This window comes from Dictyoglomus sp. SSW (genome assembly GCF_055181335.1).
Genome location: NZ_CM143705.1, coordinates 1,370,937 through 1,388,140 on the forward strand (window position 1 = coordinate 1,370,937; position 17,204 = coordinate 1,388,140).

Consider the following 17,204-nt stretch of genomic DNA (forward strand, 5'->3'; position numbering starts at 1 on the left):
TTAGTTCCTCCCTTCTAATGTCTCTAAAATCAAATTCCAAAAATATTCTCTACCATAAGGATTAGAAATTGAAATACAAGCACTAGAAGCTTCTAATAGCCTATTATCATCCCAATTCATAATATGTTTAAAAAGTAGATCATGATTAAGATCCTTTTCAAAAATTATCTCTCCCCCTCCCCTCTTAACTACAAATTCTGCATTATATATTTGGTGATTATCTTTCGCATATGGATAAGGAATATATATGGCAGGCAAACCTGCTACCAAAAACTGAGAAATGGTTGTAGCACCAGCCCTACTTATAGCAAGATCTGATGCCCTTATTGCAATCTCCATATTTTTTATGAAAGGAACAGGATTATATCCCTTGTCGACCCATTCTTCAAGGGGAATATCTTTTACAAATTCTACATAATTTTTTTCACCTATTTGATGAAGTACCTGCCAACCATTCTCTAAAAGCTGAGGAATAATCTCTTTTACTACCATATTTATCATCCTTGCCCCCTGACTTCCTCCAGTAATCAGAAGAAGTTTTCTATCTGTTTGAAACCCTAATTCTTTTTTACAATTCTCTTTATCTAAAGTCAATAATTCAGTTTTTATAAAATTACCAGTTACAAAAATTTTTGATCTATCTCCCAAATATTTTTTTGTGTCAGAAAAAGTAACTGCTACACCTGTTGAAAAGGGGGTAAACAATTTAGTTACTCTTCCTGGAATAACATTTTGCTCATGAAGCCAAAAAGGATATCTTCTAATAATAGCAGAGATCAAAACTGGAACTGTAATATAGCTTCCAAATACTATTAAAAGATCAGGTTTTATTTCATTTAAAATATGTATACTTTTTTTCACCGAGGATAAAAACTTTATAGATTTTAATTCTGTACTTCTATTAAGTGGAAGACCATAAAATTGATATTTCCCAACTATAAGTCTTTCTTCTAAACTATTTTCTCTTCCTATAAAGATAATTTTCCAATGGGGTGCTTTACTAATAATAAAATCGGCCATATTAATGGCTGGTATCACATGCCCACCTGTTCCTCCAGCAGCAAAAACTAAACTAATCATTTTCTATCACCCATACTTCCAAGTTTCATTAATAATCCTACTTGAGCCCAATTAACTATTAGAGCAGAACCCCCAAAGCTTAAAAAAGGTAATGGTAAACCCATAACAGGTAAAAGACCTATATTCATTAATATATTTAAAATAATTTCAATACTCCAAAAAACTAATATTCCCATACTTAATAACCCACTAAAAAGATCTTTTTTCGAAATATTTAAAGATAAATAAAATATAGTTAAAACTAACAAAACATAAATAAAAATAATAAAAGTACCAGCTACTAATCCTCCTTCCTCAAAGATTACTGGTAACAAGAAATCATTATATGCTTCTGGAATATAAAATTTCAAGCTACCTCTACCCCAACCCTTTCCAAATAATCCTCCATCTTTTATTGCATTTAAAGCTTGACTTTGCTGATAAGTGGAAAAAAGGGGGAAAATTGATCCACTCATAACTATTCTCTGCTTCCTATAGTCACCAGTTAATATTGAGATACCAATAAAAAGGATCAAGATTAAAGCCAGAAACGTGGTTTGTTTATAATCCATATTAGAAATAAAGAGGATTATAAAGGTTGAAAGAGAAAATAATACTAGCATACTCACATTAGGTTGAAGATATAGAAGAAAAGCTATTAAAAATAAAAAAAACATTATCCATATTAACCTTATGTTTTCTAATTTTTTATCCTTATTTAAAGATAAAAATTGAGCAAGAAAAATAATCCATGTAAACCTCATTATCTCTATTGGTTGAATCTGAATAGGCCCTATTTCAATCCAACGTGCAACATTTCTTGAGACTTTCCCAAAAGGTGGTATAAAAACTAATATTAATCCTAAAAAACCTAATATTAAGAAAGGAAAAGAAAACTTTTTCCAAAAATTTATTGGGATTATAGATACAAAAAATGCAATTCCAATACTTAAAGGTAAATAAATCAATTGGTGTTTAGAAAAATAAGAAGGGTTATTGAGCGAAATACTTGCCCACTTCCAGCTCGCTGTATGAATTACTGGAAGCCCAATAAGGGAAAGTAGCAATGATAAAATAAATATCATTCTATCATATCTTTTCATTTTTTAATCTCTCAACTATCTTATTAAAAGCTTTACCTCGCTCTTTATAATTCTCAAACATATCGAAACTTGCACAAGCAGGAGAAAGTAATACTACATCACCAAAATCTGATAAATAATAAGCCTTTTTAACAGCTTCCTCTAATGTATTTGCTTCCTCATATGATATATTATAAGATTTAGCTAAATCTCTCATTATATTTTTAGTTTCTCCAATAAGAACTACATGCTTTACATTGCCATTTTGTTTTATACTTTCAAAAAGCTCAGTAAAATCAAAATTTTTATTTCTTCCACCCAATATTAATACGATACTTGCATTAATACTTTTTATAGCCAATATAGTTGAAATTGGATTAGTAGCCTTTGAATCATTAATAAATACTCTTCCATTTACGGTATCTACTTTTTCCAAAGCAAAAGGTATTCCCTTAAACCTATTTCCCACATCTTCAATAACTTTTTCATCTATACCAAGAATCAATCCTACTAAAGATGCAGCCATAAAATTCTTTAGTAAAATACTATTCCATAACCCATTAGGAGAGGGATTCATAAAACCATTTTTGTTCTCTGTATGATAAATAAGTTTATTTTTATCGAAATATATGCCGTACTCTTTAATTGGGTTTTCACTAAAGTATAGTTTATTTACGGGGTACTTTTTGGCTACTTCTCTAATAATATCTTGATCATAATTTAAAATAGCGAAATCTTCTTCTTGTTGATTCATAAAAATTCTTTCTTTTGCTTCTATATATTCATTCATACTACCATATCTATCTAAATGATCAGGATAAATATTTGTAAAAACCGATATGTAAGGTCTGAAACTCTCAATATCTTCTAACTGAAAACTGCTTACTTCTAATACAAAATAACCTTTATCAAGATCTTTTACAACACTTATAAATGGTAAGCCTATATTACCAGCCACCACATTATCTATCTTTGCTCCATTTAAGATCTCCCCTATTAAAGTAGTAGTTGTTGATTTTCCCTTGGTTCCAGTCACAGCAATAATAGGCACCTTTGCAAACCAATAAGCAAGTTCTATTTCTCCAACAATTTTTAAGTTTCTTTTTATAGCTTCTTGATAAATAGGATTTGTTTTCGGGATACCAGGACTTAACACTAATAAATCAATATCTTGTAAAAGTTCTACCGGATGATCTCCAAAGAAGAAATCTATATCTTTTTCCTTAAGCAAAGGGATCACATCTTTAAAACTATCTTCTTTTTTATAATCATTTACAATTACATCTATGCCTTCATTTTTTAAAAATTCTGCAATCTTCAAACCACTTATACCAAGCCCTAAAACTAAAGCTTTTTTAAAATTTAAATTAACATCCATAAAATAATTCCTCCTACAATCATAATGATATGAATTATATTAAATCTTGCTACTATCTTTGTTTCTTTCCATCCTTTTAACTCAAAGTGATGATGGAGAGGACTCATCAAAAAGATTCTTTTCCTTTTCCATTTATAAAAGAATACTTGTATAAAGACGGACAAAGATTCTATTAAAAAAATACCTCCTAAAAAGATCATTAAAAGTTCTACCTTTTTTGTTACAGCTAAGGCAGAAATTGCTCCTCCTAAGGAAAAAGCACCCACATCTCCCATAAATATTTCAGCAGGATGCATATTGTACCAAAGAAAGGCTAAGATAGATGCTATAATAACACCTATATATATGCTTATTTGTAAGGAAGTATAAGAAAACTTATAAATTAAAAAGGTTAAAAAAGTAATTAAAGTAGTCCCACCTGCTAGTCCGTCAAGACCATCAGTCAAATTAACTGCATTAGGTACTGCGATAAAGAGGCAAAAAAATAATATAAAGTAAATAATTCTTGAGTTAAATAGAGTGTATGAGCCCCAACTTATCTTATAATCTGTAGTAAAAAATAAACCATAAGCAAAGAGCAGTATCAAGGTTAAAGCAAAAGATAGAAATATTTTTTTAAGAGGTCTTATTCCATAATCTTTATTTCTGAGTAGTTTTAAATCATCTATAAGTCCTAATAATCCGAAAAGTATGGTGGATAAAGAGATAAAAAAGGTTTCTTTTATAAACAAAAAGGGTAATGAAATAATTATAAAAATTAATCCTCCCATTATAGGAGTTCCTGATTTAGAAAAATGAGATGAAGGTCCTTCTTTTCTAATATATTTGCCTATTTGTTTATTCTTTTGAAGTTTAATCCAGTAATTTAAAAAAAACCATGAAAATATGAAAGATACAATACTGAAAAATAATAGTTCTTTCATATTTCCTCCTCAATGAACTTAACGAAATTTTCCATTTTCATAGCCCTTGAACCTTTAATTAAAATAATGTCATAAGGTCTCAAAATTTTTCTTAAAAAACCCTTTATCTCTCTTTCATCTTTCGTATAAAAAATTTTAGAATCAAAAATATCTTTTAATTCAGCTTTCATATCATCAATAGCCTTACTAAACTCTTCGCCATAAAATAATAAATAATAAAAATCCTTATCTATAGCATGTTTTATTACTTCTTTATGTGCAGAAATGCTATATTCCCCAAGTTCTAACATATCCCCTAATAATAGGACTTTCCTACCAGATGAAGGCAATATATCTAAGTACTCAATTGCTGTTTTAACAGAATCAGGATTTGCGTTATATGTATCATCAATAATTTTAATCCCTTTATATGTAATTTTAGTGTTCAACCTCTGTTTGGGTAATGACAAATCATAATTGACAAAAGAAAAATTATTTACAGATTTGGGAGAAAATATCCACAATACTCCAAAAGCAGAAAGGACATTTCTATATATGTTTAATGGATATAAATGTAGTAAGATCTCAATCTCTGATTTATCTGGAAAACCTATAGACATTCTTACTTTATCATCTAATTTATCCAAAATTTTTCCTCTTATATTACTATCCTCACTAAACCCGAAGGTATATTTATTTAATTTTAAATTTTCAAAAATCCGCATACTTAAGTCATCATCTCTATTTAAAATTGCATAACCTTGATCATTAATATAATCAAAAATCTCAGCTTTTGCCTCCATAATCGCTTCTCTAGAACCTAAAATTCCAATATGAGCCCAACCTATATTGGTTATGATTCCTACATCAGGTTCTGCAATTTTACTTAATTCTCTAATCTGTCCTTTACCTCTCATAGCCATTTCTAAAACTAAGAAATTCGTATCTATTTCCGTTTCCAATATAGTTAGTGAAACTCCAATTTCATTATTATAATTTTCTCTACTTATATTAACTTTTCCTATCTTACTTAACAATTCACCAATTAAATTTTTAGTAGTAGTCTTACCGCTACTACCTGTAACTCCGATAACCTTTGCCTTAATCTTTTTCCTATAATAATTTGCTAAATTTTGTAAGGCTATAAGAGTATCTTTTACCTTTATAACAATTACTTCTTCCACTGGAATCTCCAAATCCCTACTAAAGATGAAGCCTTTTGCACCTTTTCTTATTGCATCGTTTATAAAATCATGTCCATCAAATTTCTCTCCTTTTAAAGGTATAAATAGATCTTCAGGTTTAATTGTTCTCGAATCTATAGAGACACTATTTACTACGTCTTTCAAATTCCCTTTAATTAGGATTCCCTTTGTAGCTTTTAGCATTTCTTCTACAGTAAGATTAATCTTCATGCCCTGATAAGCGCCCCTTTATATATTTTCTTGCTACTTCTTGATCACTAAATGGATATTTCTGAGTTCCTATAATCTGATAGTTTTCATGTCCTTTACCTGCAATTAGCACAGTATCGTTTTCTTTTGCTATTTCTATGGCTTTTTTTATTGCTTCTTCTCTATTTTCTATAATCTCATAATTTCTAAAACCAACTCTTTTGACTCCTGCCTCTATGTCCCTAATGATTTTTAAAGGATCCTCAGTTCTTGGATTATCCGAAGTTATTATCACATAATCAGATAATTTAGCAGATATTTCACCCATTTTATCTCTCTTTGTAGGATCTCTATCTCCACCACATCCAAATACCACAATTATCCTCCCTTTAGTAAACTCCTTAATTGTCTCAAGAACATTCAGTAATCCATCTGGTGTATGAGCATAATCAACAATCACATCAAAATTTTGCCCCTCTTCTATAAACTCTAATCTTCCCTTTACCCCTTTAAAAGTAGCTAAATATTTACCAATATCATCTAAGTTTTCACCACTTGCTATTAATAAACCTACCGCAAAAAGAAGATTATAAATATTAAATTTTCCTCTTAACTTGGTAGATAATTCTATTTGACCTTTAGGAGTAATAGCTTCTATGAACATTCCTTTTTTATCTACAAAAACTTTTTTAAGGACTATATCCGCTTTCTCATCATATAGAGACACCCAATAAATTTTTTTATGTTTTAGATTTATTTTTCCTGTCCATTCATTATCTTTATTTATAATTCCAAAGCCATCCTGCTCTAAATAATCAAAGATTTTCATCTTTGAATTAAAATACTCTTCCATAGTTTTATGAAAATCTAAGTGATCTTGAGTTAGGTTGGTAAATATAACACCTTTGAATTCTAATCCTTCAATTCTCTTAAGAGCTAAAGCATGAGATGATACTTCCATAGAAACATATTCTATTTCTTTATCTACCATCTTCCTTAGAAGTTCCTGTAGTTCATGAGGCTGTGGGGTTGTAAAATTGGAAGGATAGATCTCATCATCTATTCTATAATCTATAGTACCTATAAGGCCTGATTTTTTACCTTTTGATTTCCAATAATGGTAGATTAAATTCGCAGTAGTAGTCTTTCCATTAGTACCCGTAACTCCAAATATCTTTAAATGTTTATTTGGAAAATCATAAAAAGAAGAAGAAAAAATCCCAAGAACTTTGAATATATCATTTACTTTAATATAAGTTATACCATCTTTTATTGCATAATTTAAATCACCATTGTAAAAGATTACTTTAGCACCATTTGATATTGCATGATCAATATATTTTTTCCCATCATCTTTAGTTCCAGGCAAAGCAAAAAATACATAATCATTTTTAACCTTTCTTGAATCTACACTAATACCTTCAATATATAGAGAAGTACTTCCCATAATATCAATTATTTCTTCTTTAAGATAACCTAATATATCCTGCAAATTTTTCAATTTATTAACCTCCCATATATAGAGAGTTTATTAACAATCTCACCAAATATAGGTACTACTGTTTCTCTTGCAAACCTACCTTTCTTTGGCTTATCTAACATAACAAGAATACAATATTTTTTATCATCTAAAAAGAGATAACCTAAGAAAAAGTGATTATAATAAGATGTATATCCAAATTTACCGGAAACTTGAGCAGTTCCTGTTTTTCCAGCTATTTTATAATTTAAATCAGCTAGGATATTTGCCGTTCCTCTTTTTACCACTTGAAACATATAATTTAATGTCTGCAGAGATGTATCTTTAGAAAAAACTTGTCTGTATATTTCTGATTTAGACGTATATATAGTTTTACCATTATTTTCTATCTTTTTGATTAGTTTAGGTTTTACTAAAAACCCATCATTTCCTACAAAACTAAGAGTCCATAACATTTTCAAAGGTGTCATACCAATACCATGTCCAAAACCTAACGTACCATGCATAACAATACTACTTTTAACATCAGGTAAAATTGTATCTCCAGAAAATATCTTCACATCTAACGGTATATCAGAATCTAACCCTAAGAGTTTAAAATATTTTTCCCAGATAGATGCAGGTATTTTTTTTGCTAAATAATAAAAATATATATTACAGGATCTAACTAAAGCATCTTCTATATTTACTAATCCATGATGCTCTGTACATCTTACTTTATAACCGTCAATTATTTCTTCTCCTTTACAATAAACAGAAAAATTTACATCTACCAATTTTTCTTCTAAGGCAATAGCAGTTGTAACTACTTTAAAGAGAGATCCAGGTTCTAAAACAGTATTTAAAAGATTTCTAAATCTATTATTCTGTTCTATTATTTCATCAAGATTTCTACTTAAATCAATTTCAGGAAGAGTAGTTAGGGCAATAATTTCTCCTGTATTTAAATCCATAATTCCACCAAAAGCATTATCTGCATTATACTCTTTCATGTATTCTCTTAAATACATAGTCAAAAGCTCTTGAAGATTTTTATCTATAGTAAGATAAATACTATATCCATTTCTTAAATAAGAATCAAAATATGCCTCTAATCCCGATAGTCCTTGGTTATCAACTCCGACAAAACCAATAAGATTTGAAATTCCTATTCCTATAGGATAAGTCCTATAAGGTTCATCTATTAAAATAATCTTTTTATTATCAACATATTTTTCTATTCTTTTGACATCTTCATCAGAGAGCATTCTTTTAATCCAAACAAATTCATATGGAAGATCTATCTTTTTGTAAAGTTCATCTGAAGAAAGTTTAAGATTATTGGAAAGTATGGATATTATTTTTTTTCTCTCTTTACTTTCAATGCCTTTAGGATTAATAGCTAAAGATTTCCTTTTAACATTAAATACAATCTCTTCCCCATTCCTATCTAATATAATCCCCCTGTCTTTTGTCCTTGTTTGAGAGTAAGATATACCCCCTCCTAACTGGAGTATAATGATAAATATTTCAATGAAAAAAATTATTATAATCCAAAAAGTTAAGAATATTCGTGCTCTTATAATATTCATAAACAATTTATATTACCATATTTATTGTTCTAAAGAAGCTGCATAATACTTCTCCCTTATTACCTCTGCCACGCTACCATTATAAACTTTTATTTCTACCACATTTTTAGGATAAGTTAAACCTAATTTTTGAGCCTTAGTTTCTATATTTTTAATACTTAAAGATGATTGAATCTTTGTTTCCAAGTATACTTTTTCTTTTTCTAAGTTATCTATTTCTCTGTTTATTTTTGCTATTTCACTTTTAAGAGCTGAAACTTTTACATTTAAAAAAACTGTACTTAAAAACACTAAAAAAAACAATATAATTACTAAAAATTGTTTCAACTTTCCACCCTCCTTTCCCCCACTCTCAACTTTGCACTCCTTGCCCTCTTATTATTTTCAATCTCTTCTTTTGAGGGTACTACTGGCTTTTTAGTAATAATTTCAAATTTATCTCTGTTGTTCTTTAAAAAATTTTTTACAATTCTATCTTCCAAGGAATGGTAGGTTATAACTACAATTCTTCCTTGTGGATTAAGAATATGAGATGTAATTTCTAAAGACCTTTCTAAAAGATCTAATTCTCTATTTACAGCTATTCTCAATGCTTGAAATATACGGGTTGCAGGATGCTTTTTATAATTTTGGATATTTTTCCCTATAACTTCTAACAAATCTCCCACATATTTTAAGGGTTTTATTTTTCTTCTTTCTACTATTTTCCTTGCTATTTTGTAGGCATTGGGTTCCTCACCATATTTGTAAAAAATTTCTGCAAGTTCCTCTTCAGAAAAATTATTCAAAATATATTCAGCTGTTAAAGAGTCATCTTTAGAAAATCTCATATCCAAAGGTTCCTCAGGCCTTTGAAAGGAAAAACCTCTCTTGCTTTTCTCTATATGATATGATGAGAAACCAAGATCAAATAAGATACCATCAACTTTAGCTATACTTAGCTTTTCTAAAACTTCTGGAATTCTATCAAACGTTGTATTAAAAAGTACAAAATTATCTCCATAAATTTTCAACCTATTTTTAGCTATTTCTAAACTTTCTATGTCTCTATCTATACCTATCAGTAACCCTGATCTATTTAATTCTCTCAATATGGCACTACTATGTCCCCCAAGTCCACAAGTAGCATCAATGTAGATTTTTCCAGGTGTTACCTTAAGGTAATATAAAACTTTATCTAGCATAACTGGCTTATGTATAATTTCTATCTCTTCCATAAGTCCTTTATCTTTTCATTTATTTCGTTCATATTATTAATCAAATCTTCTTCTTTATTAATTTCTTTCCACTTTTCCTCTGCCCAAATCTCTATATGTCTACCAGCCCCTACAATCACCACATCTCTATTTAGTTGGGCATATTCGATAAGAAAAGAGGGAATAAGAATCCTGCCCAACTTATCTGTTGTAACTTGTACAGAGCCTGAAAACCAAAACCTACATAATCTTCTTATATAATCATCCGTAGGAGAAAAACTACTTATTATCTCTGAGAAATTATTCCAATCCACAATAGTATAAATGTTTAAACATTTTTCAAAGCCTCTTGTTATATAAAAAGTATCTCCTAATACTTGTCTAAAAACTGTAGGTATAACTATCCTCCCTTTCTCATCTAAAGAATAATGATATTCCCCACAAAACAATTTAATATCCCCCACAAGATTTCCACTTTTTACCACCTTTTTACACAATTATACAATGTAATCCTTAACAAATAGAAATAAGAGTTAAATATGATGTAATAAGGGTTTATTAAAACTGGTTAAATTAATGCCTAACTTTTGTTCAAGTTTTGTTTAATAAACACTAAGAGGGAAGAAGCAGACCATAAGCCGAATTCTGTTCCCCTTTTTAGGGGCGGCAACCATCTATCTAGGGTAAGGATTACTCCTTACCTCAAGCGGCCAACCCGAGGGTCAGCGGGCCACCTCAACCCCTCCTATTTGGCCTTGCACCGGGTGGGGTTTGTCAAGCCAGGAAGGTCACCCTTCCTGCTGGTGAGCTCTTACCTCACCTTTTCACCCTTACCCATATAAGAATTTTCATTAACCTTATATGGGCGGTCTGTTTTCTGTGACACTATCCTTCAGGTTACCCTGACTGGGTATTACCCAGCACCCTGCCCTGTGGTGTTCGGACTTTCCTCGGAATCTTTCGATTCCGCGGTTGCCTGGTCTACTTCTTCCCCCTCATACAACTTAGTCCAAGGTACAACTTCAAAACCTCTAAGTCCTTCTTTCCTAACTATTTTCCAGTAAGGAACTTTATATGTTACTTTCCTTTCGTATCCGCATTCACAGTATAAAGTCTTTTCTTCTATTCCATCCTCAATAGTTGTTGGAGCTTTGATTAATTTGTAATGTACATTCAAAACTTTACCACAATTAGGACATCGAGGAGTTGTTAAATATTTAATAACTCTATCACCTATATACAATATCAAGATTGCAAAAAGTAATAATAATATTAATTCCATAAATTTCCTACCTTAATAATATTATTCCAACCATAAAATTCTACCACAATTTGGACAATTTACAATATCACCTTTTTTAACCTTTTCTAAAACAGCTTTAGGTATCGAAAGTCTGCAGCCTTCACATATTTCTTTATTTATAACTCTGGCAATTGCTCTACTATTTTTAGATTTTAATAAATTGTCAAACTCAATCAAATCTTGCTCAGGTATCTTAGACCTTTTTTCAGAAATATTATCAGATAAGTTCCTTATCTCATCTTTAACTAAATTTATCTCATTTTCTAATATTTTCTTATTGTTTTCAAACTCTTCTCTCATTTTTTGTAATTCTAAACTTACATGTTTTTTCCTTAAATCTATTTCTTCTGACTGAATCATTAAATTTAATATTTCATCTTCAAGATTATTAATTTGTTTCTTTAGATTTTCAATTTCCTTTTCAATATGCATCACCTCTTTAGGATTTTTTAAAGTTAAGCTTCTTTTTTCCTCCTGAGATAGTTTTTCCCTATATATTACAACCTTATCTTCCTTTTCCTTTTGCTGATCTCTAATTAACTTAAAATCATCAATGATCTTTCTTAACTCTTCCTCTTTGTCATTAATCAACTTAAGATTTTCATTGAGATAGTTTTCAAATTCTAATTCCAAATTTTTAAGCCTTTTTTCATAATCTCTTAGTTGTAATATTAATTCTTGGATTTCTAGTAAACTTGGTATTATTTCTCTCCTCATACCTTCTCCCTAAAATTTTTTTTATTTATATAAAGTATATCATTTTATTATAATCTATCCTTTTCTTATCCAAACTGTCATAGGACCTTTTTCTCTATTTGCCCATGCATAATACGGTATGGCTATAAATTCTACCTCTTTTTTGTTTTTTTCTACTTCTTCCTTCGGTAAATATAAATTGCTCTCCCAAATTCTACTGTTTATAATCTTTCCCTTGCCTTTTATCGTAACTATCCCTCCAAGAATCTCTGATAGCTCTGCTTTTAAATTATACTCAGAAATTTCCATGTATCTTGGATCACCCCATGAATTGTCAACCTGCTCCATACAGTAAACTATTGGTCCCCTCTTTATCGCTACTTTCCCTATATTGTCTTTTACCTTTGGATGACTCTCTATTATTTCTATCTCCATGGGTAATCTTAAATTTATTTTGTCCCCTTCTTTCCATTGATTCTCTATTTCTATATATCCATTTCTTATTTCCTTTGTATTTAAATGATTTCCATTTATCTTTATCGTGTAGCCTTTTGCCCAGCTCGGTATCCTTAAAAAGATTTTGTATTCTCCTTCTGTTTTTATTTCAAATTCTATATTCCCTTCCCACGGATAATTAGTCTTTTCTATGAGCCTTACCTCCTTATCTCTCCATGGAATTTGGGCTTCATTCTCTCCATATAAATGAACCCATATTCCTTCTTCTGATGTAGTATAAAAATATCCCGGTATTGATGCTATTAATCTTGCTATGTTTGGTGGACAACAGGCACATGCAAACCATGGCTTTCTTATGTGTTCTCCATTGTTTTCTAATGGGTTTACATAAAAGTATTCTTTACCATTTAGAGATATTCCTGATAGTAATCCATTGTATAATGTTTGTTCCATTATATCTGCAAATCTTCCTTCTCCTTTTGCAAGTAGCATCCTAAAATTCCACATGAAACTTCCTATTGCTGCACATGTCTCTGCATATGCTGTATCATTTGGTAGTTCGTACTCTTCTCCAAAGGCTTCTCCTTCATGTCTTGCTCCTGCACCTCCTGTTATATACATCTTCTTTTCTACAAAATTTTTCCATAATCTTTCTAACGCTTCCATTAGCTCTTTTTCTCCTGTCTCTAAATAGAGATCTGTAGCCCCACAGTTTAGATATAAGGCTCTTACTGCATGCCCCACAATTTCAGTGAGTTCTCTGAATGATTTGTGGTCTATGTGATATGTTTCTCCGCCTATTAGTCCTTTTCCTCTTTCATCTATAAAGAATTTTGCAAGATTTAAGTATCTTTTATCTCCTGTCTCTCTGTATAGTTCTACAAGTGCCATCTCTATCTCGGGATGTCCACATGTGCCTTCTTTTTTGCCTGGCCCAAATACATGGTCTATATGGTCTGCAAATCTTTTTGCAATGTTTAACAAAGTATCTTTTCCCGATGTTCTGTGATGCGCTATTCCTGCTTGTATTAAATGTCCTGCACAATATAGTTCATGCATGTCTTTTAGGTTTGTCCATCTGTCCTTTTTTCTTTCAAAGGTAAAGTAGGTATCTAAATATCCATCTTCATCTTGGGTTTCTGCTACTTCCTCTATGGTTTGATCTAATATCTTTTCTAAATTTTCATCTCTTCCATAAGATGCAAAGGAAAATGATACTGCTTCTTGCCATTTATATACATCTGTATCATTAAAGAAAAAGCCAAAATAGTCCCTTTCTACTTTTCCCACTGCTCTTCTAAAGTTGTACAATCTTTGTGTCTCTTCTAATAGTCTATATTGCTCTGGTAAGGTAACATCGTGTAGTATTATTATTCTTTTCCCCCAAAAACCAGATACCTTTACAGAGGATATAGGTATTGTCTTTAATTTCGCATATGGACTCTTTGTAGTATCAATTACAAAACTTCTATTCATCTTTTCGCCCACCTTATATTATTAATATATTTGGAAAATTTTATTAGTTTTCTCTTTAATTATTTTACGTTTTTCCAAAGTCTTGTCAAAAAGAGGATTAAAAAACTTCAGGTAACCTTTCTATGATCTCACTAAAAGAACTCTTTTTTTCTAAGAAAAGCTTAGCTATTCCATATATATGATTTAAAATCACATGTCCTCATCTATATCTGATATTTTAGTATGAGTTAACTTTGAAACTTTTATTTTTAGATATTTTTTCTATGTTCACAATCGTTACTGCTCTTATAAAAGAAATAATGGGTCTTCTTAATTAAGAACAGCTTTGATTTTATCTAATAAGTCTTTCAATTCAAATTGTTTTACCTATAGAAAAATATGTTTTCGCTTTAATAGTCATTATCTGTATCACTATTTTCTTTATTTATTTCAGGCACATTTTTATCAAATCTTTAAGTTTATTTTTAACTCTTTGTAGAAATTATAATTCCTACACTTCCATTACCCATGAAACCAACAAATACGGTATTTTTTAACTTCTTTCTACTCATTCTAATATATAAAAAATTAAGAATAGAAAATATGGATCAGATTTGGGTCAATATTAATTAAAAATGGTGGGCGGAGCAGGATTTGAACCTACGACCTCCTGCGTGTGAAGCAGGCGCTCTAACCACTGAGCTATCCGCCCAAGCTTGCTAATGATAAAGTAATACAAAAAGAAATTTTTGTCAATAACTATGAAGAGACCTTCGGTAAATTCTAAAATATAGTATTAAAATCCCCAAATGTCCTATCATTTTTCTCATTCTCCCATATATCCCAAATAATATAAGATTATTTATAACATGTAATGAAAGTTTTTTTTAAGATGTCCCACAAAGTCACTCAAATACATACTTTTCTACAACCAAATCCAGTCCCATCAAATATTAACCCTTTCTATCTTACTTCTTTTCTTTGAAAAAATATTTTCCCAACTTTCTTAATTAACTCATGTAAAATCTCCTTTACAACTTTTTGAAACTTATAATGATATATTCATAGATCTCTCTTATGGAAAAATTTATGTAAAGTTTAAAATAGCCAAAGATTAAAAGATAAACATATCGCCATGGGATTAAGGTTTGCCTCCCTTTTTAGAGGTTAAAATTGGGTTTTCCTTTAAAACTCTTTTACTAATTAAAGTATTTTACAAAAAGAATATTTTGATCTTCTTCTTTCCTTTCATCCATTAACTAAAGTCAAATAGGTTAAATTAAAAAATTCATATAGACTTTAAGGAGTTATAAGGATTTATGATGAAAGTTATATAAAAAATGGTGGGCCCGCCAGGATTCGAACCTAGAACCAACCGGTTATGAGCCGGCTGCTCTGCCGTTGAGCTACGGGCCCAACTTTCAACGTAAATTATATTATATTCTTTTACAAATTTCAAGAGCTTAAGTGTGATTTAAAAAGTAGAGGGGAGAAATCTTAAATTCTCCCCTCTTCAAATAGCTTAAATCTTAGGTAGATCCTTAAGTGCTTCTTCAACCTTTTCCTTAGGATAAGAATAATCTTCCAGTCTACCTGTTAAATATTGATCATAGGCAGAAAGATCAAAGAAACCGTGACCACTAAGGTTAAATAATATTACTCTTCTTTCTCCTTTTTCTTTGGCATCCAAAGCCTCATCAATAGCTGCTCTTATAGCATGGCAAGATTCTGGTGCTGGTACAATACCCTCCGTCCTTGCAAAAAGAATTCCTGCTTCAAATACTTTTGTTTGAGGATACGCTACAGCCTCAATATATCCATTATGATAAAGAGCACTTACCAAAGGTGCCATTCCATGATAACGTAAACCTCCTGCATGAATAGAAGGAGGGATAAAATTATGGCCAAGTGTATACATCTTTAAAAGGGGGGTCATTTTAGCCACATCACCAAAATCATATGTATATATACCTTTTGTAAGACTTGGGCAAGATTCGGGTTCTACAGCAATAATTCTAATCTTTTTACCCTTAAATTTTTCTCTTACAAAAGGAAAAGAAAGACCTGCAAAATTACTTCCCCCACCCACACATCCTATAACCACATCAGGAAATTCTTCTGCCATTTCCATCTGCATCAAAGCTTCTTCTCCAATTATGGTCTGATGTAAAAGTACATGGTTAAGTACGCTACCAAGGGAGTATTTTGTATCATCTCTCTTAACTGCATCTTCTACTGCTTCACTAATAGCGATACCTAATGAACCAGGAGAATCTGGATCTTTCTCCAAAATCCTTCTTCCAGCTTCTGTATCTTGACTTGGGCTTGGTACAACCTTTGCACCCCATATTTCCATTAAGGATCTTCTATAAGGTTTCTGATAATAACTTACTTTAACCATATATACCTTACATTCTAACTTAAAGAAATTGCATGCCATAGATAAAGCAGAGCCCCATTGGCCTGCTCCAGTCTCTGTAGATAATCTTTTTACACCTTCCAGTTTATTGTAGAAAGCTTGAGCTACTGCAGTATTTGGTTTATGGCTTCCTGGAGGACTAACCCCTTCATATTTATAATATATATGTGCTGGTGTATCTAAATATTTTTCCAAATTTACAGCTCTATACAAAGGTGTGGGTCTCCAAAGCTTATAAATATTTAACACTTCTTCAGGAATAGGAATATACCTTTCTTGACTCACTTCTTGTTTAATTAACTCCAAGGGGAAAATAGGTGCAAGATCTTCAGGCTTAACAGGCTGTAATGTTGCAGGATGAATTACAGGAGGTAGCGGAAAAGGAAGATCAGGTATAATGTTGTACCAATCCTTAGGAAGCTTTGACTCTTCTAAAATATACTTATACTGACTCATACATTAAAAACCTCCCCTAATAAAAATTAAAGCCTTCTCATCCACAAAGGACGAGAAGGCTTGGTCTCGTGGTACCACCTTAATTGAGGTAGATATCCCCCAACTCTTTGCCCATTTAACGGAGGCTAACCCGTTGGAGACTACTCGAAGATATATTATCTCTTTCGTTCCAAGGCTCCAGGCCCCATTCACTACCTGCAAGATGGCTGGTTTACAGCTAATACCAACCTCTCTGTTATCTTGCTATTTGGTAGTTACTATTTCCCTTCACAGCCTTTCCTATTTTTAGATGATATTATACTATAAATTTTTAATAACAAAAACTCTCAGTGGAAAATTTTTTATTTTTATGTTATT

General features: G+C 30.9%; 13 protein-coding genes, 2 tRNA genes, 1 other RNA gene and 1 other annotated feature. All 16 genes read right to left on the reverse strand.

Going from position 1 to position 17,204, the window contains the following annotated elements:
• The gene (locus ACY3JM_RS06705; RefSeq protein WP_463111179.1) at positions 1 to 1,080 is read right to left on the reverse strand and encodes a UDP-N-acetylglucosamine--N-acetylmuramyl-(pentapeptide) pyrophosphoryl-undecaprenol N-acetylglucosamine transferase; all 1,080 of its coding nucleotides are present in this window, start codon (positions 1,078 to 1,080) and stop codon (positions 1 to 3) included.
• Positions 1,077 to 2,162 (reverse strand): FtsW/RodA/SpoVE family cell cycle protein, encoded by a 1,086-nt coding sequence (locus ACY3JM_RS06710; protein ID WP_463111180.1) that lies wholly within the window; start codon positions 2,160 to 2,162, stop codon positions 1,077 to 1,079. The genes ACY3JM_RS06705 and ACY3JM_RS06710 overlap by 4 nt, the downstream gene beginning before the upstream one ends.
• On the reverse strand, positions 2,149 to 3,519 hold the full coding sequence (gene murD / locus ACY3JM_RS06715; protein WP_463081989.1) for a UDP-N-acetylmuramoyl-L-alanine--D-glutamate ligase: 1,371 nt from the start codon (positions 3,517 to 3,519) through the stop codon (positions 2,149 to 2,151). The genes ACY3JM_RS06710 and murD overlap by 14 nt, the downstream gene beginning before the upstream one ends.
• Positions 3,504 to 4,442 (reverse strand): phospho-N-acetylmuramoyl-pentapeptide-transferase, encoded by a 939-nt coding sequence (gene mraY / locus ACY3JM_RS06720; RefSeq protein ID WP_463081988.1) that lies wholly within the window; start codon positions 4,440 to 4,442, stop codon positions 3,504 to 3,506. The genes murD and mraY overlap by 16 nt, the downstream gene beginning before the upstream one ends.
• Entirely contained in the window at positions 4,439 to 5,836 is a 1,398-nt protein-coding gene (locus tag ACY3JM_RS06725; RefSeq protein WP_463081987.1) for a UDP-N-acetylmuramoyl-tripeptide--D-alanyl-D-alanine ligase, read from the reverse strand. The genes mraY and ACY3JM_RS06725 overlap by 4 nt, the downstream gene beginning before the upstream one ends.
• On the reverse strand, positions 5,826 to 7,316 hold the full coding sequence (locus ACY3JM_RS06730; RefSeq protein ID WP_463111181.1) for a UDP-N-acetylmuramoyl-L-alanyl-D-glutamate--2,6-diaminopimelate ligase: 1,491 nt from the start codon (positions 7,314 to 7,316) through the stop codon (positions 5,826 to 5,828). Before ACY3JM_RS06730 ends, ACY3JM_RS06725 begins: the two co-directional genes overlap by 11 nt.
• Positions 7,313 to 8,866: a peptidoglycan D,D-transpeptidase FtsI family protein gene (locus tag ACY3JM_RS06735; protein WP_463111182.1), complete on the reverse strand. Its 1,554-nt coding sequence runs from the start codon at positions 8,864 to 8,866 to the stop codon at positions 7,313 to 7,315. The genes ACY3JM_RS06730 and ACY3JM_RS06735 overlap by 4 nt, the downstream gene beginning before the upstream one ends.
• A gap of 21 nt (positions 8,867 to 8,887) precedes the next feature.
• Positions 8,888 to 9,193 (reverse strand): hypothetical protein, encoded by a 306-nt coding sequence (locus tag ACY3JM_RS06740; RefSeq protein ID WP_463081984.1) that lies wholly within the window; start codon positions 9,191 to 9,193, stop codon positions 8,888 to 8,890.
• Complete coding sequence (gene rsmH / locus ACY3JM_RS06745; RefSeq protein ID WP_463081983.1) at positions 9,190 to 10,083, reverse strand: 16S rRNA (cytosine(1402)-N(4))-methyltransferase RsmH; 894 nt, start codon at positions 10,081 to 10,083, stop codon at positions 9,190 to 9,192. Before rsmH ends, ACY3JM_RS06740 begins: the two co-directional genes overlap by 4 nt.
• Positions 10,071 to 10,511, reverse strand: coding sequence for a division/cell wall cluster transcriptional repressor MraZ (gene mraZ, locus ACY3JM_RS06750; RefSeq protein ID WP_463081982.1), 441 nt, complete (start codon positions 10,509 to 10,511; stop codon positions 10,071 to 10,073). The genes rsmH and mraZ overlap by 13 nt, the downstream gene beginning before the upstream one ends.
• A gap of 170 nt (positions 10,512 to 10,681) precedes the next feature.
• Positions 10,682 to 11,050: RNase P RNA component class A (rnpB, locus tag ACY3JM_RS06755), an RNA gene on the reverse strand.
• A 315-nt stretch (positions 11,051 to 11,365) separates the two neighbouring features.
• Positions 11,366 to 12,082: a zinc ribbon domain-containing protein gene (locus ACY3JM_RS06760; RefSeq protein WP_463081981.1), complete on the reverse strand. Its 717-nt coding sequence runs from the start codon at positions 12,080 to 12,082 to the stop codon at positions 11,366 to 11,368.
• Positions 12,083 to 12,136: 54 nt separating this feature from the next.
• A complete protein-coding gene (locus ACY3JM_RS06765) occupies positions 12,137 to 13,993 on the reverse strand; it encodes a glycoside hydrolase family 127 protein (RefSeq protein WP_463081979.1) in 1,857 nt (618 codons plus the stop codon).
• A gap of 615 nt (positions 13,994 to 14,608) precedes the next feature.
• Positions 14,609 to 14,684, reverse strand: a tRNA-Val gene (locus ACY3JM_RS06770).
• Positions 14,685 to 15,313: 629 nt separating this feature from the next.
• Positions 15,314 to 15,388: transfer RNA gene (locus ACY3JM_RS06775), tRNA-Ile, on the reverse strand.
• Between the two features lie 106 nt (positions 15,389 to 15,494).
• Positions 15,495 to 16,847, reverse strand: a complete 1,353-nt coding sequence (locus ACY3JM_RS06780; RefSeq protein WP_463081955.1) for a TrpB-like pyridoxal phosphate-dependent enzyme — start codon at positions 16,845 to 16,847, stop codon at positions 15,495 to 15,497.
• Between the two features lie 43 nt (positions 16,848 to 16,890).
• Positions 16,891 to 17,127: a binding site (T-box leader), on the reverse strand.
• Positions 17,128 to 17,204: the final 77 nt, after the last annotated feature.